Origin of the sequence: Kutzneria sp. NPDC051319, from assembly GCF_040682195.1 — a bacterium.
Taxonomy (GTDB): Bacteria; Actinomycetota; Actinomycetes; order Mycobacteriales; family Pseudonocardiaceae; genus Kutzneria.
Genome location: NZ_JBFBAM010000026.1, coordinates 1 through 25,011, shown reverse-complemented (window position 1 = coordinate 25,011; position 25,011 = coordinate 1). Strand labels below are relative to the sequence as shown.

The following is a 25,011-nucleotide window of genomic DNA, read 5'->3' as shown; positions in this document are numbered from 1 at the left end:
ACGAGCGGGGCGCCGTCCGATATGGACGACGCCCCGCTCGTGTGGTGAGGGTCGATCAGGTGTCGATGTGCCGGCTGGGGCCGAAAGCGTGGCGCACCAACGTCTTCACGCCGGCGGTGTTGCCCTGCTTGAGCACCGCCGGCAGCACGGTGAGCGCGTGCAGGCGGGACGACAGGTGGGCCCGGGCGGCCTTGGCGGCACGGGGCCAACCGCGGCGGTCCATGCGCTCGGCGGCCTCGACGAAGAAGTTGCGGGCCTCGACGAAGCGGGAGCCCTCGATGGCCGTCCAGCCCGAGGCGCTGGCGGTGTGCCGGCGGTAGCGGAAGCTGAGCGTGTCGTCCACGACCAGGCTCTCGCCGCGCTCCATCAGGTCCAGCACCAGGGCCAGGTCCTGAATGATGGTCAGGTCGTCGCGGAAGCGGATCTCCTTGACGGCCTTGGCCTTCCAGGCCACCGAGGGGAAGTACAGCCAGTTGCCGCGCAGCAGGCTGACCGCCAGCTCCTCGCCGGTCATCAGGCGGGTGCCGGTGATCTTAGGCGCGTACAGGCGACGCTTGGTCTCGTCGGCCAGCGTGCGCACCGGGTTGCCGTCGCCGTCGATCACCTCGACGCCGGGCTGGATCATGCCGGCGTCGGGGTAGCGCTCGTGCAGCGCGCGAATGGTCCGCACGTAGTTGGGCAGCAGCAGGTCGTCCGAGCCGAACAACACGACCCGGTCGTGCCGGGCCAGTTCGAGGCAGCGGTTGAAGTTGCCGGTGACGCCGAGATTGCGCTCGTTGCGGAAGTAGCGCACCCGCTCGTCGCCCAGCTCGGCGAACCATTCCGGCACGCCTTCGGCCTTGCCGTCGTCGACGACGGTCAGCGCCCAGTCGGGGTCGTCCTGCGCGAGCACGCTGCGCACGGCGTCCTGCATGAGGCCGACGTCGCCGTAGTACGGCATGAGGATGTCGATGGTGGCCATGGCGGGATCAGATGTCCGCCTTCTTGTCCAGCTTTTCCTCGATCTCCAGCCGGAGAATGGCCACGTCCTCGGCCAGCCGCCGGGTCTCGTCCTCCAGCCGGGACACTTCCCATGACTGGTGGATGGACACGCCGACCAGGAAGACGATCGCGACGAAGAACATCAGGTTGGTCGGCACCCGGATGCCGATCAGGTTGCTGAACATCGTCAGCAGGTCCGGGAAGATGGTCAGCACCAGGATGAGGACGCCGACGACCAGCCACAGCACCGCGTACTTCTCGGACAGCTGGCGGCGACGCAGCATCTCGATGATGCCGAGCAGCACCAGGATGCTGCCGACGATGGCGAAGATCTGCGCACTCACGCTCATACCGAGACCTCATTGTCGACCGGGGTGGCGGCCTTGACGGAGACGTTCCACCGGCGGATCAGCGCCAGCAGCAGCGCGAAGCCGGCCCGGAACAGGTAGATGGAGGCCTTCCACGGGCTGTGGCTGGGCGTGCCGGCCCGGCGCTCGCGCATGTGCGCCGGCACCTGGACGATCTTGCAGCCGGCCCGGCAGGCGATGACCAGCGACTCGATGGTGTCGCCGAGGTATTCGACCGGGTAGTTCTCGGCGAACAGCGGCAGCGCGCGGCGGCCGGTCGCCTTGAAGCCGGAGGTGGTGTCGGTCAGCTTGGTGCCGGCCAGCCGGGACAGCACGAAGGCGAGCACCTTCATGGCCCACTTGCGGGGGCCGCGCACCTGGTAGTCGCCCTCGCCGGCGAAGCGGGCGCCGATGACGATGTCGGCCTCGTCCAGCTTGGCCAGCAGGTCCCTGACCTCGAGCGGGTTGTGCTGCCCGTCGGCGTCGACCTGGACGGCCGCGTCGTAGTCGTGCCGGACGGCGTAGCGGAAGCCGGCGCGCATGGCGCCGCCGACTCCGAGGTTGATGGGGAGTTCGAGGACCTTCGCGCCGGCGGCGCGGGCCACCTGCGCGGTGCGGTCGGACGACCCGTCGTCGACCACGAGGACATCGGCTTCCGGTAGTGCGGCGAAGACTTCCCGCACGGTGTCGCCGACGGCCTCCTCTTCGTTCCAGGCGGGCATGACGATCAGCGCGCGACGTCCACCAGTGGATTCACTCGACACGGTGCACAGGGTAGCGGCCGCTCGGGCGGGTCTTGACACGGCCCAACCAGGCAACTCAGACAGCGGCGGATGCAGGTGTCGCCGGCCGCGAACCGGCCGTCCGCAGCCCCTTGGCCAACGCCAGCAGGACACCGCCGGCGACGACCGCCGGGCCGGCCAGCTGGGCGCCCACGGCGACCCACAGCACGTTCCCGGGCACGAGGAACAGCACCAGGCACAGCACCGCCGTGCCGGCCGCCCACGCGGCCGTGACGGCGTGGTGGCGGCCCATGGCGACCAGCGCGGGCTGCAGCGCCTGCACGGTCATCAACAGGATCGTGCTGACCCCGAGCAGGCCGACGATGCTGCCGGGCAGGGTCACGTCGCCGCCGAAGAACAGCTTCGCCGCCCACGGCCCGAGCAGCCAGGACACGATCGCGCCGGGCACGCCGACGGCGATGACGGCGGCCATCACCAGCCGCACCCGGGACCGCACCAGAGCGAAGTCGCCACGGGCGACGGCCGCGGTCAGGGCCGGCAGCAGCATGGCCTGGACCGGGGCGAACAGGAACAGGGGCACCCTGACCAGCACGAACACCGAGGCGAAGGCGTTGGCGTCGGGGTTGTCGGTGCCGAGCCGGCCACTGACCACCAGCGGCAGCAGGTTGGCCACCAGCTGCGTCAGCAGAATCGCACCGACGAGCAGCAGCAGGCCGCGGGCCATGTCGGACAGCCGCTCGCCGCCCTCGGCGTGGCCCACGGGGGCGTTGCGCGTCCACGGCAGGCCCAGCACCGCGCCGATCAGCGTGCCGCCGGCGAAGATCAGGCCGTACGTGCCGGCCGCCGCGACCCCGCCGACCGCCACCGCCAGCGACGGCAGCAGCCGGAACAGGCCCTCGCCGGCCAGCGTCGCCGAGTAGCCGGCGAACCGCTGCATGCCGCCCAGCAGGCCGCGCATGAGGTAGATGCAGGCCGCCGTGAACGCCGACAGCAGCACGGCCCACAGCAGCGGCCAGTGCCCGCTCAGCTCCACGTCCACCAGCACCGGCGACAGCGCCGCCAGCACGGCCAGCACCACGACCAGCAGCCCGCCGCCGAGGATGGCGGCGTTGCGCACCACGTGCCGCACCGGGCGCCCGGCGGCGATGGTGCTGGTGGTGGCCCGGCTGGTCTCCTGCTCCAGGGCGAAGAACAGGCCGGGGCCGATGATGTTGATCAGGAAGTACACCGACTTCACGGCGGCCTGGTCCGGCACCGAGAGGGTGTGCCCGGCCACGATCAGGAACAGGTAGCCGGCCGCGCCGAGCACGACCAGCCCGCCGCCCATGAGCACGGCCGAACCGAACCCGCCCCGGCCGGTGGGCTTGGGGGCGTCCGTCGACGAAGTCACCCGGCCAGGGTAATGACCCGCTCGGTCAGCCCCGGAAGTAGTCCACCGTGCGCTGCACGCCCTCGTCCAGGCCGACGGTCGGCCGCCAGCCCAGGTCCCGCGCCGCGGCGGTGGCGTCCAGCGCGGAGGCCCGCAGGTCGCCCAGGCGGGAGGGGGCGAATTCGGGGGCGTCGGCGCTGCCCACGGCCTTGGCGACCAGGGTGTGCAGCTCCAGGTCGGAGGTCTGGACGCCGGTGCCGATGTTGTACCGCTGGCCGCCGCCGACGGTCCCGGCCGCCGTCACGAAGGCGTCCACCACCTCGTCGACGTAGACGTAGTCACGGGTGTTGCCGCCGTCGCCGAACACCTTGGTCGGCCGGCCGGCCAACAGCCGCTCGGCGAACACCGCGACCACGCCGGCCTCGCCGAAGGGGTGCTGCCGCGGGCCGTAGACGTTGGCCAGCGCGAGGTGGGTGCATTCGAGCCCGTGTAAGCGGCGGTAGGTGTTCAGGTACACCTCCGCGCTGACCTTGGCCGCCGCGTACGGCGAGCGCGGGGCGATCGGGGCCGTCTCGGCCACCGGCAGCCGCTCCGGCGCGCCGTAGATGGCGCCGCCCGAGGAGGCGAACACGATCTTGCGGGCCCCGTGCCGGCGGGCGGCCTCGGCCACGTTGAGGGCCCCGAGCACGTTCTGCTGCGCGTCCTCGACGGGCCGGCAGACGCTGAGCCGGACGTCGATCTGCGCGGCCAGATGGAAGATCACCTCGGGCGCGAACGCCGCCAGCACACCGTCCACGTGAGGACTGGTCACGTCCATTTCGACCAGTTCGGCCGCCGAACAGGGCAGGTTTTCCTTGCGGCCACGGCGAAGGTCGTCGATGACCACCACCTCGTGCCCGTCGCGAAGCAGCCGATCCACGAGGTTCGAGCCGATGAAGCCGGCGCCACCGGTGACCATCACACGCATGGCCGCAGCCTAGAGAAGCTGGTCCACCACTTTGTCGGCCACGTGCTCGGCGATCTGGAGCGAACTGGTCGCCGCCGGCGACGGCGCGTTGAGCACGTGCACCTGGCGCGGGGCCAGCTCGAAAAGGAAGTCGTCGACCAGTGAGCCATCCGGCAGCATGGCCTGCGCCCGAACGCCGGCCCCGGCGCGCACGATGTCGTCGGGCCGGATGCGCGGGGCCAGCCGAGCAAGGCTCGCGGCGAAGCGGGCCCGCGACAGCGACCGCAGCACCTCGTCGATGCCCGTCCGGGCGTACTTGCGGGCGAGCTTCCAGGTGCCGGGAAACGTTGCCGTGTCGAGGATGTCGGTGAGCGAGACGTCCCGCCAGCGGTAGCCCTCGCGGCGCAGCGCCAGCACGGCGTTGGGGCCGGCGTGCACGCTGCCGTCGATCATCCGCGTGAGGTGCACGCCGAGGAACGGCAGCGCCGGATCGGGCACCGGGTAGACCAGGCCGCGGACCAGGCCGCGGGCCTCAGGGCGCAGCTCGTAGTACTCGCCCCGGAACGGCACGATCCGGGCGTCGGGGCGGCGGCCGGCCAGCCGGGCCACCCGGTCCGCGTGCAGGCCGGCGCAGTTGACGAGGACCTTGGCCCGCACCACCCCGGTCGGCGTCGCGACCTCGATGCCACTGGAGGACTCCCGGATGGCCAGCGCCGGGCTGGCCCCGCGCAGCTGCGCGCCGTGGTCGACGAGGCGGTCGGCCAGCACCTGGCAGACCTGGCCGTAGTCGATGATGCCGGTGCTCTCCACGCGCAGCGCCTTGACGCAGGCCACTTCGGGCTCGAACTCGCGGGCCTCGCCCGCGCTGATCATGCGGGCCGGCACGCCGTTGGCCCGGGCCCGGTCGGCCAGCACCTGGAGTCGGGGCACCTCGTCGGTGGTGATGGCCACCACCAGCTTGCCGCCGATCTCGTGCCGGATGCCGTGCTCACGGGCGAAACGCACCATCGACGCGTTGCCGGCCACGCACATCCGGGCCTTAAGGCTGCCCGGCCTGTAGTACAGGCCGGCGTGGATCACGCCGCTGTTGTGGCCGGTCTGGTGGGCCGCCCAGGTCGTTTCCTTCTCCAGCACGGTCACCGACCGACCCCGGTTGACCGCCAGCTCGTGCGCGGTCGCCAGACCCACGATGCCGCCGCCGACGACCACCACATCCGATTCGCGCACGGCTGCGCAGCCTAGTCGCCGGGCTGCCCACAACCGGCGTTTCAGAACCAGCGTTCCAGGACCAGCGCCACGCCGTCCTCGCCGTTGGGCCCGGTGACCTCGTCGGCCACGGCGATGGCCTGCGGGTGCGCGTTGGCCATGGCCACCCCGTGCCCGGCCCAGGACAGCATCGACACGTCGTTGGGCATGTCGCCGAAGGCCACCACGCCGGCCGCCGCCACGCCCAGCCGCTCGGCCACCTCGGCCAGCCCGGTCGCCTTGGTCACGCCGGCGGCGGCGATCTCGATCAGGCCGTTGTTGCTGGAGTAGGTCACGGCGACCTCGTTGCCCAGGACCGCGTCGGCCGCCTCGGCCATCTGCCCGCTGGTCATGTCCGGGTGCCGGGCCAGCAGCTTGATCGCGGCCTTGCCCAGCACCTCGCCGCGCGGGGCGGCGGCCGAGTCGGGATTGGGCCAGGGGTGCGTGTAGCCGGGCTCGGCCAGGAACTGCTCGTCCGCCCCGTCCATGGCCGTCGCGCCGACCCGTTCGGTGGCCACGCGGCAGCCGGGCATGGCCGTCGTCAGTGCACGTGCATATTCATGGAGCGCCACGGGGTCGAGTTCGTGTTTTCCGATCACACGATCGGCCGCGATGTCATAGAGCACGGCGCCGTTGGCGCAAACCGCGTAGCCGGTCACGCCGGCCAGTTCGGCCACTCGGGGCACCCAGCGCGGCGGACGGCCGGTGACCAGCACGAACGGCACCTCGTCGGCCAGCACGCGGGCGATCACGGCGGCCGTGCGGGGACTGACGTCCTCGGCCGGGGTGAGCAAGGTGCCGTCCACGTCGGAGGCGACAAGTAGGGGCTTCTGCACCCCACCATCGTGCCCTGCCTGCGCCCCGCGATGCGCCCCGTTACTGTCCGAAGGGTGCGCGTTGGCATTGTGATTCTCCCCGAACACCGCTGGTGGGTGGCCGAACCGAAGTGGCGGACGGCCGAGGAGTACGGGTTCGACCACGCCTGGACCTACGACCACCTGGGCTGGCGGTCGCTGGTGGACGGGCCCTGGTTCGGCGCCGTTCCCACGCTCACCGCGGCGGCCATGGTCACCTCGCGGATCCGGCTGGGCATGATGGTCGCCTCGCCCAACTTCCGGCATCCGGTGGCCTTCGCCCGTGAGCTGACCACGCTGGACGACGTCTCGGACGGGCGGTTCACGCTCGGCGTCGGCGCGGGCGGGCTGCGGGGCTACGACAACGAGGTGCTCGGCAAGGAGCCGCTGACCGCCGGGCAGCGGGCCGGGCGGTTCGAGGAGTTCGTGGAACTGCTGGACAAGCAGCTGACCACGCCGCTGACCACCTGGGCCGGCGAGTGGTACGAGGCGGTGGAGGCACGGTCGGCGCCCGGCTGCGTGCAGCTGCCGCGGGTGCCGTTCGTGGTCGCCGCCAACGGGCCGCGCACGATGCGGCTGGCCGCCCGCTTCGGCAACGGCTGGGTGACCACCGGCGGCGGCGAGAAGCCGGACACCGTGGACCAGTGGTGGGCGTCGATCGCCGAGGCCTCGTCCCGGATGGACGACGCGCTGGCGGCGGCCGATCGTCGTCTCGGCAAGCTGGATCGATACCTCCAGGCCGACGCCTGCCCGGAGTTCGTGCTGTCCAGCCGGGGCCTGTACGAGGACACGCTGGGCCGGGCGGCCGAGCTGGGCTTCACCGACGTGGTCGCGCCCTGGCCCCGCCACGACGGCGTCTACGCCGGCGCGGAGGCCGTGCTGGAGGACATCGCCGCCGAGGTGCTGCCTAAACTTGTCACCTGATCGGGTGACACACGGAACTGTCCCGGGTCGCCCCGCGTCGTAGTCAGTACAGACCGGGGCGAGGGGATAGAGGGACCTCCGCGGCCAGTCGTTTCGGGGCGACCGGCGACGCAGAGGACTGGAAGACCACGAACGGCCCGTACCTGATCTCGGGGACCAGGTACGGGCCGTTCGTGTCTTCGCCGTCGGCTACGGCTTGAGCACCTCGACGCCGCCGACGTACGGACGCAACGCCTCGGGCACCCGCACCGAGCCGTCGGCCTGCTGGTGGTTCTCCATGATCGCGACGATCCACCGGGTCGTCGCCAGCGTGCCGTTGAGCGTGGCCACCGTCTGCGGCTTGCCGTCCGCGTCACGGAAGCGGATGTTCAGCCGCCGCGCCTGGAAGGTCGTGCAGTTCGAGGTGGACGTCACCTCGCGGTAGGCCTGCTGGCTGGGCACCCACGCCTCGCAGTCGTACTTGCGCGCGGCCGAGGCGCCCAGGTCGCCGCTGGCCGTGTCGATCACCCGGTACGGCAGCTCGACCTTGGCCAGCATCTCCTCTTCCCACGCCAGCAGCCGCTGGTGCTCCTCGGCGGCCAGCTCCGGCGGGCAGTAGGAGAACATCTCGACCTTGTCGAACTGGTGCACCCGGATGATGCCGCGGGTGTCCTTGCCGTACGAGCCGGCCTCCCGCCGGTAGCACGACGACCAGCCGGCGTAGCGCTTCGGGCCGTTGGACAGGTCCAGGATCTCGTCGCTGTGGTAGCCGGCCAGCGGCACCTCGGAGGTGCCGACCAGGAACAGGTCGTCGTCGCGCAGCCGGTAGACCTCGCTGGCGTGCGCGCCGAGGAAGCCGGTGCCCTCCATGATCTCCGGGCGGACCAGCGACGGCGTGATCATCGGCGTGAAGCCGGCCGCCACCGCCTGCTGCACGGCCATGCTGAGCAGGCCGATCTGCAGCTGCGCGCCGATGCCGGTGAGGAAGTAGAAGCGCGAACCCGAGACCTTGGCCCCGCGCTCCATGTCGACCGCGCCCAGCGACTCCATGATCTCCAGGTGGTCGCGCGGCGTGAAGTCGAACTCCGGCGTCGTGCCCACGTGCTTGAGCACGACGTAGTCGTCCTCGCCGCCCTCGGGCACGCCCGGCTCGACGATGTTCTGGATCCGCTTCTGCGCGTCGACCAGCGCGGCGTCGGCCTCGGACTGCTCGGCCTCGGCCGCCTTGACCTCGGCCGCCAGCTCCTTGCCCTTGGCCAGCAGCGCCGCCCGCTCGTCGCCCTGGGCCCGGCCGACCTGCTTGCCGAGCGCCTTCTGCTCGCCGCGCAGCGAGTCGGCCCGGGACACCGCGGAGCGGCGCCGCTCGTCGGCGGACAGCAGCGCGTCCACCAGCGACGGGTCCTCGCCACGCGCGCGCTGGGACGCACGGACCGCTTCCGGGTTCTCTCGCAGTGTCCTGAGGTCAATCACCCGTGAAAATCTACAGCGTCTCGACGCCTGGGCTTCAGGGGATATCGGGTCAGCTGACCGCGACCGCCACGACAAGCCCAAGCGCCACATTGGCCGCCGCGACCACGACGCTGGCCGGGGTGAACTTCTCGGCGGCCAGCATGGCCCCGATGTCCATCCGCATGGCGAACTCGAAGACCCGCATCACCAGCACCTGGGCGATGATGCCGACCAGGCCGAACACCAGCGACGTGATCAGCCCGTCGGACAGCTTGGCCGGCGAGTTGTAGATGGCGATCACGATGATGAACGCGAGGCTGAACAGGCCCGACGCGGTCACCACGGACGCGTTCGGACGACCATCCCGGACCAGCTGCGACAGCTTGCCCGGGGTGGTCCAGTCGATGACGTAGAAACCGGCGAGCATCAGGACCAGGCCGATCACCGCGTACGCCGCGATGGCCCCGATGCCGTACCCGAGAGAAGCGATCGTCATGGCCAGGCAGTATTCACGACTCGACGATGCGGTGCGGCACGAAAGCGGCCCCGTCGTCGGTCACAAGTCCGACACTTTCCCTGATGCCGAGCCCGGCCGCGGTGTCGTCGACGATCCACGCCCCCAGCACCGGCCGGTAGCCGCCGAACTCCGGCAGCGGGTCGAACAGCTGGTAGACGTAGCCCTCACGGCCGTAGACGCCGCCGGTCTGCGTCTCGTAGCCCGGGGCCACGATCTGCACGTTGGCGCCCTCACGGCCCAGCAGCGGCTTGCGCACGTACTCCGTGAGCATGCCCGGCTCGTGCAGGTAGGCCGGCAGCAGGTTGGGGTGGCCCGGGTACATCTCCCACAGCACCGCCAACAGCGCCTTGTTGGACAGCAGCATCTTCCACAGCGGCTCGATCCACAGCGTGCCCGGCAGCGACTCCACGGCGAAGCGGCCGAACTCCTCCTCGGCCACCCACTCCCACGGGTAGAGCTTCACCACGGTGTTCATCGGCGACTCTTCGAGGTCGACGAACCGCTTGAGCAGCCGGTCCCAGCCGATGTCCTCGATGGCCAGGCCCACCGTGTCCAGGCCGGCCTCGGCCGCCGTCTCCTGCAGGTAGGCCACGGTCACGTGGTCCTCGCCCGAGGCGTCGCCGCCGGACCAGGTGAAGTGCAGCTCGTTGGACGGCAGCAGGTCCTTGACGGCGGTCCAGCGCTCCACCAGCTTCTCGTGGATGGAGTTCCACTGGTCGTCGTCCGGGTGCAGGTCGGTCTTCCAGTTCCACTGGATGATCGACGCCTCCACCAGCGAGGTCGGCGTGTCCGCGTTGTACTCCAGCATCTTGGCCGGGCCGCTGGCGTCGAAGCGCAGGTCGAAGCGCCCGTAGACGTGCGGGTCGCGGCGCTTCCAGGACTCCGCGACCGCCGGCCAGATCCACTCCGGCAGCGCGAAATCCTTGTACCGCTCGGTGGTCACCACGTTGTCCACCGCGGCCAGGCACATCGAGTGCAGCAGCTCCACGTCGGCCTCAAGGGACAGGATCTCGTCCATCTCGAAGACGTAGTGCGCCGACTCGTCCCAGTACGGCCGCTGCGCGCCGTTGGCGCCGGCCGACGGCGAGCCGAACACCAGGCCCTGCTCCTGGACCGTCTGCTGCCAGTTCGGCCGTGGCTTTGAGGTCTCGCGCCGCACCGCTCAGCTGCCCCCGCTCGATCCGGAACTGCCGTGGCTGGACGACCCGCTGTCGCCGCCGCTGGACCCCTTGCTGCTGCCGCCGCTGCTCCCGCTGCTGCCGCTCTTCACGCCGAAGCCGCCGCGGGAGATGGTCGAGCCGCTGGAGGACTTCACGGTGGTGTTGCCGCTGGGCGCGGTGGTCGTGCCGCCGACGGCGCGCTGCCCGATGCTGCTGTTGCCGCCGTAGTAGTAGTGGTACTGCCGCCCACCAGGGAAGATGAAGAACCCGCCCGGGTTGTAGTAGCCGCCGTTGCCGGCGAAGTAGGCGGAGTTGGTGTTGCAGTACTGGTCGTCGACGACCACGCCGCTGTCGTCGGTGCAGCGGGCCGTGACCTCCTGGGAGGGGCTGGACAGCGCGTAGCCGGCGGCGATGATGCCGACCAGGCCGACGGTGACGCCGCCGCCGATCAGCACCCGCTTGCGGATCTTCTTCTTGCGCGCGAGGGCGGCCTCGTCGATCTCCTCCTGCGCGAGCCGCTCGCGTTCCTCCTCGGCGGCCCGGTCGCGGGCCCTGCGCTCCGCGAGCGTGGGCTCACGTGGCGTGGTCGAGCCGTCCTGGAACCGCATCCGCCCGGGTTTCGGCTGCTCAGCCTCGTCGGGGTGCTCTTCGTCCGCCATGGTCGCCCTCCTGTTGTGCACGGTACCTACTCCCGGCCCGCCGGTCCGCACGGGCATCATGGTTGTGATGCCTGAAATCGTTGAGTGGTTTCATCCGAAACGGCGGACCGGCCAGACCCGGCTGCTGATGCTGGGCGCCGTGGTCGGCGCCCTGGTCGTGCTGACCTCGAGCACGCTGTTCGCGTGGCCGGTCACCGGCCTGTCGGCCTCGGCCGACGCCGACGACCCGAACGTGGCGTTCGACGCGCCCGACGGGAGCTGTCTGACCTGGCCGACCGGCAGTCCGGCGATCAAGCAGGTCGACTGCTCGGCCCAGCACCTGTTCGAGATCGCCGGCACCGTCGACCTGACGTCCAAGTACCCGTCCGGCGCCCAGTTCCCCGACGGCACCCTGTGGCAGAAGATCGCCCAGGACAACTGCGGGCCGGTGGTGACCAAGTACCTGAGCGGCAAGCTCGACCCCAACGGCAAGTTCAGTGCCAACGCCCTCAACCCGACCAACCAGCAGTGGTCGGGCGGCGCCCGCACCATCCGCTGCGGCGTGCAGGCCGCCGGCCCGGCCGGCGCGCTCCAGCCGACCACCGGCTCGGCCCGGTCGGCCGACCAGTCGCCGATCTACCCGGTCGGGACCTGCATGGGCATCAAGGACAAGGCGGTCAGCGACCCCGTGCCGTGCACCTCGGAGCACGCGTACGAGATCGTCGGCATCGTCGACCTGAAGTCCCAGTTCCCGGACGGCTACCCGGACGAGGACAAGCAGCAGACCGCGCTGTCGCAGCGGTGCGTGCAGGCGGCCAACGACTACACCGGCAACTACGACCTGACCAAGAACAAGTTGGGTCTGACCTGGGACACCATCAAGCAGGAGAGCTGGAACCTGGGCTCGACCAAGGTCAACTGCAAGATCGGCCAGAAGCTGGCCGACGGCAGCGGCCTGCAGTCCATCACCAACTCCGTCAAGGGCGTGGGCGGCGGCGCGGCCGCGAGCACCACCACCTCGACCAGCTCTCCCCCGGCCGGCGGCTGATGGCCTTCACCATGACCGACCAGCGCTTCGACGAGCTGGTCGGCGACGCGCTCGACCTCGTCCCGCCCCGGCTGGCCGAGGCCATGGACAACGTCGTCATCCTGGTCGAGGACCGCAACGACGAGGTCCCGTCCCTGCTCGGCCTCTATCACGGCATCGCGCTGACCGAGCGGACCAGCCACTACGGCTTCGCCCTTCCTGACCAGATCTTCATCTACCGCAAGGCGATCCTGGACGTCTGCGAGACGGAAGAGGATGTCGTCGACGAAATAGCCATCACCGTGGTGCACGAGATCGCCCACCATTTCGGCATCGACGACGACACGCTCCACGACCTCGGGTGGGGCTAGTTCACGCGATCGGGTTATTCATTTCACGGGGACGTCGGCCCATTCCAGGCAGCGCCAGCCGGTGGGCGACGAGCCGTCGGCCTCCAGCACGACCCGGCCGCAGTTGTCCAGCAGATGCTGGTCGGCCAGTTCGGCGTCGACGTTCGGGGACAGGGCGAACGAGGTGATGCGGATGGCGGCGCCGTGGCTGACCAGGACGACGACGCCGTCCTCGTGCCGGGTGCGGATCTCGGCGACGACCGGAAGGAAACGGTCGAGGACCTGCTGGGCGGACTCGCCACCGGGCATGGGGACGTCCAGGTCGAGGGCGCGGGTCCAGCTGTGGAAGACCTCGAAGAAGGCGCGAATGGAGTCCGGGTCGTTGCGGCATTCCAGGTCGCCGACGAAGGCCTCGTGGATGCTCTCGACGACCTGCACGTCCAGCTCGTGGGCGGCGGCGATGGAGGCCGCGGTCTCCTGGGCCCGGACGGCGACGCTGGCGTACACGGCGACGACCGGCTGGGCGGCGAGCGACTCGGCGACGGCGGCGGCCTGCTGGCGGCCCAGGTCGGTGAGCGGCGGACCGGGCGGCCGGGAGTCGAGCGAGCCGATGACGTTGGACGGCGTCTGACCGTGGCGAACAAGCACCATGCGCAGGGCGCTCACGCGCTCTCCCCGCGTCGAATGGCGGCCAGCCACTCGGCCGCGGCGTCGAAGTCCGAGTCAGTGGTGGGGCTGTTGACGGCGGTCGGCTGCTGGTCGGTCCGCGGGTACGAGCCGAGGAACCGCACCTCGATGCAGCGCCGGTGCAGCGCCGCCAGGGCGTCGCCGATGCGCTTCTCGGCGACGTGCCCCTCGACGTCCAGGTAGAACCGGTAGGTGCCGAACAGTTCCTTGGTCGGGCGGGCCTCCAGCCGGGTCAGGTTGATCTCCCGCAGCGCCAGCTCGTGCAGCACGTTGGACAGCGCGCCGACCTCGTTCGGGGTGACGGCGACCAGCGAGGTGCGGTCGGCCCCGGTGGGCGCGGGCACGGCGCCCGGCTTGGCCAGCAGCAGGAACCGGGTCTTGGCGTCCTTCACGTCGCCGAGGCCGGTGACCAGCTCGGTCAGCGGGTAGTGCAGCACGGCGACGGGCGCGCTGACGGCGGCGTCGAAGGTCCCCTCCAGCACGTCCTTGGCCGCCTGCGCGGTGGAGCTGGTGGCGATGGCCGTGGCCTTGGGCAGGTTGGTCTCCAGCCACTCCCGGACCTGGGCCAGCGCGTGCGGGTGGCTGGCCACGGTGCGGATCTCGTCCAGCCCCGTGCCGGGCCGGGCCAGCAGCGTGAACTGCACCTGGAGCACGTGCTCGGCGACGGCGACGACCGGGTCGCCCAGCGCCAGCGCGTCCATGGTGGCCGGGACCGCGCCCTCGACCGAGTTCTCCACCGGCACGCAGCCGCGCTCGACCTCGCCGGCCCGCACGGCGGCCACCACGGCCGGGGTCGTCGCGTAGGCGACGAACTCGTTCGAGTCCGAATCGGCCAGCTGCCGGACGGCCTGCTCGGTGAAGGTGCCCTGTGGTCCGAAATAGCCGATGCGCGCCACGCCTCCACCCTACGACGCCGCCCCGACACGGTGCCGTTGAGGCATATATCACCCACTCGGACGGTGGCCTCCCCAGTTACGCGGCGTGTCGGTCGCCTGCAATGCTTGGGCTGTGACCGCCGACCCGGAGGGCGACCTGGCCACTCCGCCGCTCGAACTCGTGCTCTGCGCCGTCGAGGCGCCGCTGGCGCGGGCCTGGCATACCGTCGCCGAGAACCGCCCCGGCATCCGCGTGCACCCCGGATCCGTGCTGGACATCGAGGCGCAGGCCGTGGTCAGCCCGGCCAACTCCTTCGGCTGGATGCGCGCCGGCATCGACGCGCTCTACTCGCGGGCGTTTCCCGAGGTGGAGCAGAACGTGCGCAGCGGCGTGCTGGCCTCCTACGGCGGCGAGCTCCCCGTAGGTGAGGCCATCATCGTGCCAACGGGTGAAGCCGCGCCCGAATGGATGATCAGCGCGCCCACCATGCGTGAGGCCGGCGAGCAGCTGCCGGCCGACACCGTGAACCCGTTCCTGGCCGCCCGCGCCGTGTTCCGGCTGTGGCTGCACGCCCGCCTGGAGACCGGTGTGCCGGTCCGCGCGGCCGTCCGCACCATCGCCATGCCCGGCCTCGGCACGGGCGTCGGCGAGGTGGAGCCCGTGACCTGCGCCCGGCAGGTGGCGGCCGCGTGGGACGAGGTCTTCAGCGAGCTCACCACCGGCAGCTAACCCCACCCCGGCGAGTCCCGCTCAGCGTCACACCGAACTGCATGAATCTGTTTCACACATTCGGTGTGACGCTAGGCGGGACTCGCGGGGGCTAGGTCGCGGAGCAGTTCCAGCTCGTCGCGCAGGGGGATGTCGTACCGGCCGATCTCGGGGATCTGCGGCTTGAGCCGGCGGGCCTCGTCCACGGCGCCCGGCCGCACGGCGATCAGGCGGAAGTCCCGGCGCTGGTAGAAGCGCAGCGCGTCCAGGTTGTCGTTGGTGGTGGTGACGATCAGCCGGCGCACCCGCCGCCGCCGCGCCTCGTCGGCCACCGCCGTGACCAGCGCGGAGCCGACGCCGCCGTTCTGGGTCACCGCGTCGATGGTGACGATCTCCAGGGTGTCGCCGCTGACGTCGTAGGTCAGCAGACCGGCCAGCCGGCCGTCCCTGACCGCGACTAAGCCCGGCAGCTCGGCGGGCCGGAACACGGTGCCGTGCGCCACGGCGGTGGCCGCCCCCCAGCGGCCGGCGATGAACCGGGCCAGTGCCGGCCGATCGGTGTTCACGACCGGCTTGATCCGCAGCGTGTTCTCGGCCACCCGTCAACGGTGTCACACGAAATCGGGTCGCGGGCTACCTTGTGTGGGTGACGGTCAGCGTGTTGCTCGTCGACGACCACGAGATCGTCCGGCGCGGCCTGCGGGACCTGCTCGACAGCGAGGCCGACATCGAGGTGGTGGCCGAGGCCGGCGGCGTCGGCGAGGCCCTCGTGCTGGCCCAGGCCCGCCGCCCGGACGTCGCGGTGGTCGACATGCGGCTGCCCGACGGCGACGGCGTCACCCTCTGCCGGGACCTCCGCGCCCTCCCCGACGGCCCGCGCTGCCTCGTGCTGACCGCGTTCGACGACGAGGAAGCGCTCGTCAACGCCATCCTGGCCGGGGCGTCCGGCTATCTGCTCAAGCAGGTCCGGGGCCAGGACCTCGTGCAGGCCGTTCGCGAGGTCGCCGCCGGCCGCTCGCTGCTCGATCCCCTGACCACCGCCCACGTGCTGGAGCGCATGCGCCGCCCCGAGCCCGCCGACGACCTGGCCGGGCTGACCGAGCAGGAGCGCAAGGTCCTCACGCTGATCGGCGACGGCCTGAGCAACCGCCAGATCGCGGAACGCCTGTTCCTGGCCGAGAAGACCGTGAAGAACTACGTCACGGCGGTGCTGGCCAAGCTGGGCATGGAACGGCGCACCCAGGCCGCCGCGTGGGTGGCCAAGCGGACCAGGCCCTAGAGGGGAACCTCCCAGCGCACCGAGGTCCCGTTGCGGGCGCTGGATTCCACCACGCAGGTGCCGCCGGCGGTCTCGGCCCGCTCCTCCAGGTGCAGCAGGCCTCGGCGGACGACGCCGGGCGGGATGCCGCAGCCGTTGTCGACGACCTTCAGGTGCAGGCCGGTGTCGTCCCGGCACAGCGAGACGGCGACGGCGCTGGCCCCGGAGTGGCGCACGACGTTGGACAGCGCCTCCCTCAAGGCGGCGCGAGCGTGGTCGGCTACGGCCGGCGGCATGTCGGCGAAGTCGCCGTGGATCTCGAACGTCGGGGCGAAGCCGAGCAGCTCGCCGGCGGTGGCGACCTCGGCCCGGGCTGTGTCCAACAACGCCGGCGACGGGTAGAGCGGGTCGGTGTTGCGCAGCGACCGGACCGTGGCCCGCACCTCGGCGATGGTCTGGTCGAGCTGGTCGACGGCGTCGGCCAAGCGTTTGCCCTCGGTCGGCGAGAGCTTGTTGCCCAGCTGCCGGCTCATCAGGTCGAGCTGCACGCCGGCGCCGTAGAGCCGCTGGATGATCACGTCGTGCAGGTCGCGGGCGATGCGCTCGCGCTCCTGGTAGACGGCGACCCGTTCGCGGGCGGTCGCCCCCTCGGCCAGCACGAGGGCCAGCCCGGCCTGGGCGGCGAAGGAGTTGAGCACGTCCACGGTGGCCGGCCCGAACGGCTCGTGGCCGCGCCGCCGGTACACGGCCAGCGCGCCCAGCCGCCGCTCGGCGGTGCCGAACGGCACGACGGCGAACGGCCCGTACAGCCGCAGGATCGGCGGCACGAACGGCGCCGTGCTCGGGTCGGAGGTGAAGTCGGCGACCATCACCGGCGCCCCGCCCCGGGCCACCCGTGCGGCGACCGAGCGGGCGGACAGCACCGTGCCGACGGGATCGACGCCGCCGTACGCGGCCTCGACCGTGAGCTTGTCGTCCTCGCCGCGCACGCCGACCAGGCACAAATGGGCGCCGGCAAGGTCGGCCGCACCCCGAACCACCAGCGGCAGCACGGCATCCGGGTCCTCCCCGGACAGTGCGGCGTTGGTGATCTCGGTGGCGACCTGGAGGGTTCGGCTGGCGAGTGCGGGATCCATGATTCGCATTCGAGCCTAGACCGCCTCTCGCTCACGCGTCCGGATCCGGCCGCCGCTCACCTCGACCACCAGGTCGGCCTCGGCCGCCTCGTCCAGCCGGTGGGTGACGTGCACGACGGTACGGCCGGCCAGCCGCTCCCGCAGCCGTTGCCGCAGCGCGCGGGCGGTCGGCTCGTCGAGGTGGGCCGTGGGCTCGTCCAGCAGCACCAGGCTCGCCTGATCGGCCCGCAGCAGGGCCCGGGCCATGGCCAGCCGCTGCGCCTCGCCGCCGGACACCGCCGCCCCGCCCGTGCCGACGACAACGTCCAGCCGGTCGGTCCAGGCGTCGAGTTGGGCGTCCCTCAGGGCCTCGCGCAACCGCTCGTCATCGGCCTCCGGGTCGCCCAGTCGCAGGTTCTCGCGCACGGTCGTGGACACCAGCTGCGGCTCCTGCGGGCACCACGACACCACGCCCGGCATCTCGGCCGTGCCCCGGTCGGGATCGAGGAAACCCAGCAGCAGAGCCACGAGCGTGGACTTGCCGGCCCCCGACGGCCCGACAACGGCCACCTGACTGCCGGCTGGCACATCGAGGTCGACACCACGAAGAGTCGGGAGTTCGGCGCCGGGCCAGCGGACATCCACGCCGGCAAGCCGAACCCGCCCGCCCGGCCCTTCCTTGTCCGGCCCGCGACCGCCGGCGTCGTTCAAGCGAATGGTGTTGCGGGGAGAAGGACTCTTCCGACGAGTCGAGCCCCCCTCCCCGCAAGTCCCGGTCAGCTCAGTGACCCGCTGATATGCGGACCTGAGGGCACCCCACTGCTGAGCTGCCGGGGGTATGGCCGCGACCGCTTCGGTCGTGGCCAACGGCACCAGCGCCAACAACGGCACCAGCACCGGGTCGAGCCCGGCGGCCGAGGCGGCCAGCCAGGCACAGATCAGGGTCGCCACGCCGATCGAGGCCGTGACGAGGGCATTGGCGGCCCCGGCGCCGAGGGCCTGCCGCCGGGCGGTGGCGGCCAGCTCGGCGTCTGCGGCGGCCAGTTCGGCCCGACGACGGCGGACGGCGCCGAAGGCGATCAGGTCGGGGGCGGCGTCGAAGAGGGTCAGCACCTTGGCCCCGACGTCCCGCCGGCCGGCGGCCAGCGCCGAGGTGGCGCGCCGCTCCACCAGCAGGGCGATCGCCGGCCCGCCGACACCGGCCACCACCAGTGCGATCGCCAGCACCACGCCGGCGGCGGGCAGCGCGACCGCCTCCAAGATCACGGCGCCAACGGCCACCAGCAGGCCGACCAGCGGCGGCACCAGCACGCGGGGCACCAGGTCCCGCACGGTGTCGGTGTCGTCGACCAGCCGCTGCATGCCGTCGGTGCGGCGCAGCGTGGTGGTGCGGGCCGGGCCGACGCGCACCAGGGCCTGCCACAACTGCCCACGCAGGCGACCGCCCAGGCGGAAGGCCGCGTCGTGCGTGACCAGGCGTTCCACATAGCGCAGCGCGCCCTTGCCCAGGCCGAACGCCCGCACCGCGACCACGGCGACCGCGAGCGCGGCCTCCGGCGGTTGCTGGGACGCGCGGGCGATCAGCCAGGCTGCGGTGGCGGTCAGCGCGATGCCACTGCCCACGGCCAGCACACCGAGCAGGACGCCGATCATGGACCGACGGTTCAGCAGCTCGGTGACACGGGCCCGGCGCGGCGCCGGACCGGCCTTGGCTGCGGCCGACACCGCGCCGACGACCACGGCGGCGTCCTCGGGTGCGGCGATCCGGTGCGTGGCCAGCAGCACGCCCGTGCCGTTGTCGGCGGCCTCGGCCACGGCCGCCATGACCAGGCCGGCGGTCGCCGCGTCCAGGTGCGCGGTCGGCTCGTCCAGCAGCAGCCAGCGGGCGCCCTGTTCCACTCGCAGCAGGGCACGGGCGATGGCCACCCGCTGCCGCTCGCCGGTGGAAAGCTCCACGATCGGCCGCTCCAGCAGGTGCGCCGCACCCACCCGTGCGGCCACTCCGACCAGGTCGCCGCCGACCAAGGCCAGCTCGTCGGCGACGATCTCGGCGCTGAAAGCCGGTCGTTGCGGCACCCAGGCCACCTGACGTCGCCATGTCGACAAATCCACTGTGGACAGATCGACACCGCCGACCGTCACCCGGCCCCGCGTCGGCCGCACAAAACCGAGCAGCACGGCCATCGTGGTGGACTTTCCCGCGCCACTGGGCGAATCCAGGCGCGTGATGTGTCCAGGTCGGACGGTGAACGAGGCCCCGTCGGGGGCGAGCGCGCCGCGCCGCTCCACCGACAGCCGATCCACCTTGATCTCGCCCTCGGCCAGCGCTTCGCCGCCGTGTTCGACCGACTCGATCGCGGCGACCCGGCGCACGGCCTCCAGGCCGTCCTCGCTGGCGTGGAAGGCCGCACCCGCGGCCCGCAGCGGCAGGTAGCACTCGGGCGTCAGCACCAGCACCAGCAACCCGGTGGCCAACCCGAGCGTGCCGCCGACCAGCCGCAAGCCGATGTCCACGGCGACCAGCGCGACCGACAGCGTGGCAATGGTTTCCAGCGCGAAGGCCGACAGGAACGCCACCCGCAGCGTGGCCCCGGTGGCCTTGCGGTGCTGCTCCCCGACCCGGCGCACCGCCTCGGTCTGCGCCTCGGCGCGGCCGAACGCCGTCAGCACGGGCAGCGCGCGCACCAGCTCCAGCAGGTGCCCGGACAGCCGCGCGGTGGCGTCGGCCGACTTGGCCGTGCGCTGCTCGGTGTAGCGGCCGATGAGAATGGCGAACAGCGGGATCAGCGGCACGGTGATGGCGATCAGCACCGCCGACTGCACGTCCGTGACCAGGATGGCCACGCCCACCAGCAGCGGCACCACGGTCGCGGTCACCAGCGCCGGCAGGTAGCGAGTGAAGTACGCGTCCAGCGCGTCCAAACCCTTGGTGGCCACCACGGTCAGCTCGGCCGGCCCTCGTGCAGCGATCCACTCCGGGCCGTGGGCCATGGCCCGGTCCAACGCCCGGGCCCGCAGCTCTTCCTTGGCCCCGGCGGCAGCCCGCGCCGACATGGTGTCCAGCGCCCACACCAGCACCGACCGCGCGATCACGCTGCCGGCCAGCAGGGCGAAGGGCCGGTCGCCATGCCCGGTGACGACGGACGCGAGCACCGAGGACAGCGCCCAGGCCTGCGCCACCACGGCCACGGCGTTCAGCACCGACAGCAGTCCGCACACCACCAGCGCGCGGCGGGTGGTCGGCGACAGCGCCGGGAGGTCCCCCAGCGGTCCGCGGCTCACGGGACGTGCACCGGCGGAATGTGCGCCGCGCTGATGCGGCGGCGGAACACCCAGTACGTCCAGCCCTGGTAGACCAGGATGGCCGGCGTGCCGAAGGCGGCGACCCAGGTGATCACGCCCAGCGTGTACGGGCTGGACGCCGCGTTGGCCACGGTGATCGAGAAGCTCGGGTCCACAGTGGACGCGATGATGGTCGGGAAGTCCGAGCCGAACAGCGACATCACCGCGGCGGCGATGAGCACACCCAGCAGCGCGAAGGCCTGGCCCTCACGACGAGCGGCCAGCCGCACCAGCGCGCCGGCCCCGGCCAGCAGGCCAATCGCGGCGATCACCATCGTCACCAGGCCTCCCTGGCGCACTTGCACCAGCACCAGCAGCACGGCCATCGGCAGCAGGCAGAACGGCCCGACCCGCAGCGCCAGCGCCTGCGCCCGCCGCCGGATCTCGCCGTCGGTCTTGAGCGCCACGAACACCGCGCCGTGCACGAGGCTGAACCCGGTCAGCGCCAACGCCCCCAGCACCGCCGGCCACGTGAACAGCGCGCTGAGGCCGCCTTCCAGCACGCCGTCCTTGCCGATCGGCAGCCCGGTGGCGATGCCGGTGATCACCAGGCCCCAGCCCAGCGGCGGAATCCAGGAGCCGATCGTGATCGCCAGGTCCCAGCCGCGGCGCCAGCGGTCGCTGTCCACCTTGCCGCGGTACTCGAAGGCGACGCCGCGCCCGATCAGCGCCAGCAGGATGAGCAGCACCGGCAGGTACTCGGCCGAGAGCATGGTGGCGTACCAGGGCGGGAAAGCGGCGAAGGTGGCGCCGATGGCCACGATCACCCACACCTCGTTGCCGTCCCAGACCGGGCCGATGGTGTTCACCAGCACCCGGCGCTCGGTGTTGTCCCGGGCCAGCAGCCTGGTCAGCATGCCGACGCCGAAGTCGAAGCCCTCCAGGAAGAAGTAGCCCGTCCAGAGCGCGGCGATCACCCAGAACCACAGGGTAGGCAGGTCCACGTCAGGCTCCTCAGTACGCGAACGCGAGCACGTCGTCGTCGGACTTCTTCTGGTCGGTGGGCGGCATGACGCCCTCGACCCCGGCCTTCGCGTAGCGCACCAGCAGGAACACCTCCACCACCGCCAGCACGCCGTACACCGCGGTGAGCGCGATCAGCGAGGTCAGCACCTGCCCGGCGCCCACGCCCGGCGACACGGCCTGCGCGGTGTACATGAAGACACCGTCCACACCGGTCGGATTGGGCACGACCACAAAGGGCTGCCGGCCCATCTCCGTGAAGATCCAGCCGAAGCTGTTGGCCAGGAACGGGGTGGCGATGGACAGCAGGGCCAGCCGCGGGAACCACTTCGTGCGCGGGATGCGGCCGCGCCGGGTCAGCCACAGCGCCAGCAGCGCCGCGCCGGCCGCGAGCCCGCCGAAGCCGATCATGAGGCGGAAGCCCCAGTAGGTGACCGGCAGGTCGGGCACGTAGTCGATGGGCTGCCCGGACAGCGCGCCCAGGCTCGGGTCGACCGGGTAGTTGTGCCCGTACTTCTGCTCGTACAGCGGAATCAGGTCCTGCACGCCCTTGACCTCGGTGGAGAAGTCGTTGTGGGCCAGGAAGGACAGCAGTGCCGGCACGGTGATGCTCTTGACGTTCTCGCAGTCCGGCCGGGACACGTCGCCGTAGGCGAAGATCGAGAAGCTGGCCGGCGCCTCGGTGTGGCACAGCGCCTCCGCGGCGGCCATCTTCATCGGCTGCTGCTCGAACATGAGCTTGCCCTGGGTGTCACCGGTCAGCGCCACCGCGGCGAAGGCCACCATGCCGATCCAGGCGCCCAGCTTGAGCGAGGCCGACCAGACCCTGCGGTCCGCGTTGTCCACAGTGCTCATTCTCGAATCCGCGAGCGATTCATCGGTGGACTCGCGGTGCTTGCGCCACAGGTGCCAAGCCGAGATGCCGACCAGGAACGTGCCGGCAACGGCGAACCCACCCGAGACGGTGTGCGTGAAGGCGGCGATCGCGGTGTTGTTGGACAGCAGCGCCCAGATCGAGGTGAGTCGGGGCTTGCCGTCCACCAGCTGGATGCCGACCGGGTGCTGCATCCACGAGTTGGCCGACAGGATGAAGTAGGCCGAGGCCGTCGAGGCCAGCGCCGCCGCCCACAGGCAGGCCAGGTGCACCCGCTTGGGCAGCCGCTCCCAGCCGAAGATCCACAGGCCGAGGAACGTCGACTCGACCATGAAGGCGACGATGCCCTCCATCGCCAGCGGCGCGCCGAACACGTCGCCCACGAAGCGGGAGTACGCCGACCAGGTCATGCCGAACTGGAACTCCTGCACGATGCCGGTCACCACGCCCATGGCGAAGTTGACCAGCATCAGCTTGCCCCAGAACTTGGTCATCGCCAGGTAGTGCGCCTTCCCCGTGCGCACCCAGGCCGTCTGCATCACGGCGACCACAATGGACAGCCCGATGGTCAACGGCACCATCAGGAAGTGGTAGACGGTGGTGATCGCGAACTGCCACCTGGCGACATCGAGTACGTCCACGTGAGGAACAGTGCCACCGGGAGGGGGTCCCCGCTCAGGTCCCGGCGTCCTGTCCGTCCGGGACCTAGGTCCTGGGTGGGACGGGACCCTGTGACGCGACTCGCGGCCCGCTCACGCATGCGCACGCTACAATGAATCCTGCCTGAGGGGAGTAGTTCCCGAGGTCCGCCCTCCATTTCGGCGGCTTCGGCGAGGTCATCGACATACTGGTTCCGCCATCGGAATCCGGTGCCTCACCCGCCGTTCGGCGGGCGAACGAGACCTCCGGCCGGGTGATATCGCGCCCGGTCGGGGTCGCGCGTCTTCCCCCGCCGGGCCACACGTGGGAGGGATAGACCCCTGTGGCCGCAACATTCCTGGTGCTGCTGACCGCCTTCGCCGTGGTGCTCGCCGTCGAGCTCCCGGACAAGACTCTGGTCGCCACCCTGGTGCTCACCACGCGCTACCGGGCCTGGCCCGTGTTCCTCGGCGTGTGCGTGGCCTTCCTGGTCCAGTGCGTGATCGCGGTGTCCTTCGGCAGCGTGCTGACCCTGCTGCCCGAACGGGTCACCGCCGGCGTCGTCACCGTGCTGTTCGCCGTCGGCGCCGTCATGCTGCTGCGCGAGGGCTTCGGCGCCGAGGAGGACAGCGAGCAGGACGCCGCCCGCTCCGGCGCCGGCGAGGTCTCCTTCCGCCGGGCCGCCCTCACCTCCTTCGGCGTGCTGTTCGCCGCCGAGTGGGGCGACGCCTCGCAACTGGCCACCGCCGGCCTGACCGCCCACTACGGCCACCCCTTCGCCGTCGGCCTCGGCGCCTGGCTCGCCCTCGTCACCGTCGCCGGCGTCGCCGTCCTCGTCGGTCGCAAGATCCGCGCCCGCGTCCGCCCGCAACTGATCCAGCGCATCGCCGGATTTGTTTTCGCGGCCTTCGCGCTGTTCGCTCTCTACCAGACGATCAGCGGCTAATTGAATGAAAAATTAATGGTGTGATCTAGCGTCTTGGGCATGAGGATCACACGACTAATCGTCGCCGCTCTCGTGGCCATCCCGCTGGCCGGCGGCCTGACCGCCGGTGCGGCCGGTGCCGCGACCAGCGACTGGAGCTCGCCGCAGCGCTTCGAGCTCGGCTACTCCGTCAACGGTCGCGTCGGGGCCGCCGACCTCGACGGCAACATTTTCACCGTGTGGCGCAACACCACCGACGACGGCATGACCACCAATGGCCTTTACGGCAGCCCGCAGGTGTTTCCGGGTAGAACGGGCGGAAATCCGGCCGCGACCGTGATCAGCGGTCGGATCTACGTCGGCTGGAAAGGCGTCGACGGCGACAGCCGAATGTTCATGGCCTCGTCCGGCAACGGCTTCGACTGGAGCACGCCCAGCCCGATGCCCGGCGGCGGCACCAGCGACGGCCCGGCCCTGACGGTGTTCAACGGGCGGATCTACCAGGCCTGGAAGGGGGTCGCGGGCGACACCCGGATCTTCGTGGCCTCCACCGCCGACGGCGTGCACTGGTCGACGTCGTCGATCGTGCCCGGCGGCACCAGCGACAGCCCCGCGCTGACGGTGTTCAACAACCGTTTGCGGTTAGCGTGGAAGGGCGTTCCCGGCGACAACCGGCTGTTCTACTCGTCCTCGTTCGACGGCGAGAACTGGACGACGTTCAGCCCGCCCATCTCCGGCTCCACCAGCGGCAGCCCCACCCTCGCGGCCTACGACGGCGGCCTGTACCTGGGCTGGAAGGGCGTGCCGGGCGACGATCACCTGTACTACACGATCAGCCCGGACGGCGAGTACTGGCCGACCGGCACGGACGCCGGCGTCGGCGGCAGCGCCTACGGCCCGACGTTCGTGCAACGTCCGGACGGGACCTACCTGTACCTGCTCTGGCACACCGACGACGGCACCAACCAGATCCGCTACAGCTGGCGGCACACCGTCTAGCTGTACTGCCCCGGGAGGTTGTGAACGGGTGGACACGTGAGCCGATGATGTTGAAATGAGGGAGGGCCTCCAGGTTCGGTGTGGATTGCGACGTCT

The 25,011-nt window shown here is 71.2% G+C and carries 25 protein-coding genes; 7 read left to right on the top strand and 18 right to left on the bottom strand.

Annotation, left to right across the window (positions count from 1 at the left end; translation table 11 throughout):
* Window positions 1–55: 55 nt before the first annotated feature.
* Genes AB0M73_RS24795 through AB0M73_RS24765 form a run of 7 tightly spaced genes read right to left on the bottom strand, consistent with a single transcriptional unit; the run spans window position 56 to window position 6,467 of the window.
* Window positions 56–961: a glycosyltransferase family 2 protein gene (locus AB0M73_RS24795; protein WP_363894574.1), complete on the bottom strand. Its 906-nt coding sequence runs from the start codon at window positions 959–961 to the stop codon at window positions 56–58.
* A 7-nt stretch (window positions 962–968) separates the two neighbouring features.
* A complete protein-coding gene (locus tag AB0M73_RS24790) occupies window positions 969–1,331 on the bottom strand; it encodes a DUF2304 domain-containing protein (protein WP_363894571.1) in 363 nt (120 codons plus the stop codon).
* Complete coding sequence (locus tag AB0M73_RS24785; protein ID WP_363894568.1) at window positions 1,328–2,092, bottom strand: glycosyltransferase family 2 protein; 765 nt, start codon at window positions 2,090–2,092, stop codon at window positions 1,328–1,330. The genes AB0M73_RS24790 and AB0M73_RS24785 overlap by 4 nt, the downstream gene beginning before the upstream one ends.
* A 55-nt stretch (window positions 2,093–2,147) precedes the next feature.
* Window positions 2,148–3,461, bottom strand: a complete 1,314-nt coding sequence (locus tag AB0M73_RS24780) for a hypothetical protein (RefSeq protein WP_363894565.1) — start codon at window positions 3,459–3,461, stop codon at window positions 2,148–2,150.
* 25 nt (window positions 3,462–3,486) lie between these two features.
* The gene (locus tag AB0M73_RS24775) at window positions 3,487–4,407 is read right to left on the bottom strand and encodes an NAD-dependent epimerase/dehydratase family protein (RefSeq protein WP_363894562.1); all 921 of its coding nucleotides are present in this window, start codon (window positions 4,405–4,407) and stop codon (window positions 3,487–3,489) included.
* Window positions 4,408–4,416: 9 nt separating this feature from the next.
* Window positions 4,417–5,613 carry an L-2-hydroxyglutarate oxidase gene (lhgO, locus tag AB0M73_RS24770; protein ID WP_363894559.1) on the bottom strand — a complete coding sequence of 399 codons (1,197 nt, stop codon included), beginning with the start codon at window positions 5,611–5,613 and terminating at the stop codon, window positions 4,417–4,419.
* A gap of 41 nt (window positions 5,614–5,654) precedes the next feature.
* Entirely contained in the window at window positions 5,655–6,467 is an 813-nt protein-coding gene (locus AB0M73_RS24765; RefSeq protein ID WP_363894556.1) for an HAD family hydrolase, read from the bottom strand.
* Window positions 6,468–6,521: 54 nt separating this feature from the next.
* Between AB0M73_RS24765 and AB0M73_RS24760 the strand changes: the two genes are divergently transcribed.
* Window positions 6,522–7,409 (top strand): LLM class flavin-dependent oxidoreductase, encoded by an 888-nt coding sequence (locus tag AB0M73_RS24760; RefSeq protein ID WP_043720284.1) that lies wholly within the window; start codon window positions 6,522–6,524, stop codon window positions 7,407–7,409.
* 189 nt (window positions 7,410–7,598) lie between these two features.
* Here AB0M73_RS24760 and serS read toward each other — a convergent pair whose 3' ends face one another.
* From serS to AB0M73_RS24740, 4 genes are read right to left on the bottom strand one after another with little or no spacing between them, the layout of a single operon-like run.
* Window positions 7,599–8,858 (bottom strand): serine--tRNA ligase, encoded by a 1,260-nt coding sequence (gene serS / locus AB0M73_RS24755; protein ID WP_363894553.1) that lies wholly within the window; start codon window positions 8,856–8,858, stop codon window positions 7,599–7,601.
* A 49-nt stretch (window positions 8,859–8,907) separates the two neighbouring features.
* The gene (locus AB0M73_RS24750) at window positions 8,908–9,333 is read right to left on the bottom strand and encodes a DUF350 domain-containing protein (RefSeq protein WP_363894550.1); all 426 of its coding nucleotides are present in this window, start codon (window positions 9,331–9,333) and stop codon (window positions 8,908–8,910) included.
* Window positions 9,334–9,346: 13 nt separating this feature from the next.
* Window positions 9,347–10,513 (bottom strand): glutathionylspermidine synthase family protein, encoded by a 1,167-nt coding sequence (locus AB0M73_RS24745; RefSeq protein WP_363894547.1) that lies wholly within the window; start codon window positions 10,511–10,513, stop codon window positions 9,347–9,349.
* Between the two features lie 3 nt (window positions 10,514–10,516).
* Window positions 10,517–11,173 carry a hypothetical protein gene (locus tag AB0M73_RS24740; RefSeq protein ID WP_363894544.1) on the bottom strand — a complete coding sequence of 219 codons (657 nt, stop codon included), beginning with the start codon at window positions 11,171–11,173 and terminating at the stop codon, window positions 10,517–10,519.
* A gap of 67 nt (window positions 11,174–11,240) precedes the next feature.
* Between AB0M73_RS24740 and AB0M73_RS24735 the strand changes: the two genes are divergently transcribed.
* Window positions 11,241–12,200, top strand: a complete 960-nt coding sequence (locus AB0M73_RS24735; protein WP_363894541.1) for a septum formation family protein — start codon at window positions 11,241–11,243, stop codon at window positions 12,198–12,200.
* Window positions 12,200–12,550, top strand: a complete 351-nt coding sequence (locus AB0M73_RS24730; RefSeq protein ID WP_043720295.1) for a metallopeptidase family protein — start codon at window positions 12,200–12,202, stop codon at window positions 12,548–12,550. The genes AB0M73_RS24735 and AB0M73_RS24730 overlap by 1 nt, the downstream gene beginning before the upstream one ends.
* Window positions 12,551–12,568: 18 nt before the next feature.
* On the opposite strand, the gene AB0M73_RS24725 is transcribed toward AB0M73_RS24730, so the two are convergent.
* Together AB0M73_RS24725 and pheA are read right to left on the bottom strand one after the other, a co-directional pair.
* The gene (locus AB0M73_RS24725) at window positions 12,569–13,186 is read right to left on the bottom strand and encodes a histidine phosphatase family protein (protein WP_363894815.1); all 618 of its coding nucleotides are present in this window, start codon (window positions 13,184–13,186) and stop codon (window positions 12,569–12,571) included.
* Window positions 13,187–13,191: 5 nt separating this feature from the next.
* The gene (gene pheA, locus AB0M73_RS24720) at window positions 13,192–14,112 is read right to left on the bottom strand and encodes a prephenate dehydratase (RefSeq protein WP_363894537.1); all 921 of its coding nucleotides are present in this window, start codon (window positions 14,110–14,112) and stop codon (window positions 13,192–13,194) included.
* Between the two features lie 112 nt (window positions 14,113–14,224).
* Between pheA and AB0M73_RS24715 the strand changes: the two genes are divergently transcribed.
* Window positions 14,225–14,821 carry a macro domain-containing protein gene (locus AB0M73_RS24715; RefSeq protein WP_363894534.1) on the top strand — a complete coding sequence of 199 codons (597 nt, stop codon included), beginning with the start codon at window positions 14,225–14,227 and terminating at the stop codon, window positions 14,819–14,821.
* Window positions 14,822–14,892: 71 nt separating this feature from the next.
* Here AB0M73_RS24715 and AB0M73_RS24710 read toward each other — a convergent pair whose 3' ends face one another.
* Complete coding sequence (locus tag AB0M73_RS24710) at window positions 14,893–15,399, bottom strand: GNAT family N-acetyltransferase (RefSeq protein WP_363894531.1); 507 nt, start codon at window positions 15,397–15,399, stop codon at window positions 14,893–14,895.
* Window positions 15,400–15,446: 47 nt separating this feature from the next.
* Here AB0M73_RS24710 and AB0M73_RS24705 point away from each other — a divergent pair, with 47 nt between their 5' ends.
* Window positions 15,447–16,079 (top strand): response regulator transcription factor, encoded by a 633-nt coding sequence (locus tag AB0M73_RS24705; RefSeq protein ID WP_363894528.1) that lies wholly within the window; start codon window positions 15,447–15,449, stop codon window positions 16,077–16,079.
* On the opposite strand, the gene AB0M73_RS24700 is transcribed toward AB0M73_RS24705, so the two are convergent.
* From AB0M73_RS24700 to AB0M73_RS24685, 4 genes are read right to left on the bottom strand one after another with little or no spacing between them, the layout of a single operon-like run.
* The gene (locus AB0M73_RS24700) at window positions 16,076–17,194 is read right to left on the bottom strand and encodes a GAF domain-containing sensor histidine kinase (RefSeq protein WP_363894525.1); all 1,119 of its coding nucleotides are present in this window, start codon (window positions 17,192–17,194) and stop codon (window positions 16,076–16,078) included. The genes AB0M73_RS24705 and AB0M73_RS24700 overlap by 4 nt on opposite strands.
* Before the next feature lie 15 nt (window positions 17,195–17,209).
* Window positions 17,210–20,455, bottom strand: coding sequence for a thiol reductant ABC exporter subunit CydD (gene cydD / locus AB0M73_RS24695; protein WP_363894522.1), 3,246 nt, complete (start codon window positions 20,453–20,455; stop codon window positions 17,210–17,212).
* A complete protein-coding gene (gene cydB / locus AB0M73_RS24690) occupies window positions 20,452–21,459 on the bottom strand; it encodes a cytochrome d ubiquinol oxidase subunit II (protein ID WP_363894519.1) in 1,008 nt (335 codons plus the stop codon). The genes cydD and cydB overlap by 4 nt, the downstream gene beginning before the upstream one ends.
* 10 nt (window positions 21,460–21,469) lie before the next feature.
* A complete protein-coding gene (locus tag AB0M73_RS24685) occupies window positions 21,470–22,993 on the bottom strand; it encodes a cytochrome ubiquinol oxidase subunit I (RefSeq protein ID WP_363894516.1) in 1,524 nt (507 codons plus the stop codon).
* Window positions 22,994–23,334: 341 nt separating this feature from the next.
* On the opposite strand from AB0M73_RS24685, the gene AB0M73_RS24680 reads away from it, so the two are divergent.
* Window positions 23,335–23,937, top strand: coding sequence for a TMEM165/GDT1 family protein (locus AB0M73_RS24680; protein ID WP_363894513.1), 603 nt, complete (start codon window positions 23,335–23,337; stop codon window positions 23,935–23,937).
* A gap of 39 nt (window positions 23,938–23,976) precedes the next feature.
* Window positions 23,977–24,915 carry a sialidase family protein gene (locus AB0M73_RS24675; protein WP_363894510.1) on the top strand — a complete coding sequence of 313 codons (939 nt, stop codon included), beginning with the start codon at window positions 23,977–23,979 and terminating at the stop codon, window positions 24,913–24,915.
* Window positions 24,916–25,011 lie beyond the last annotated feature (96 nt).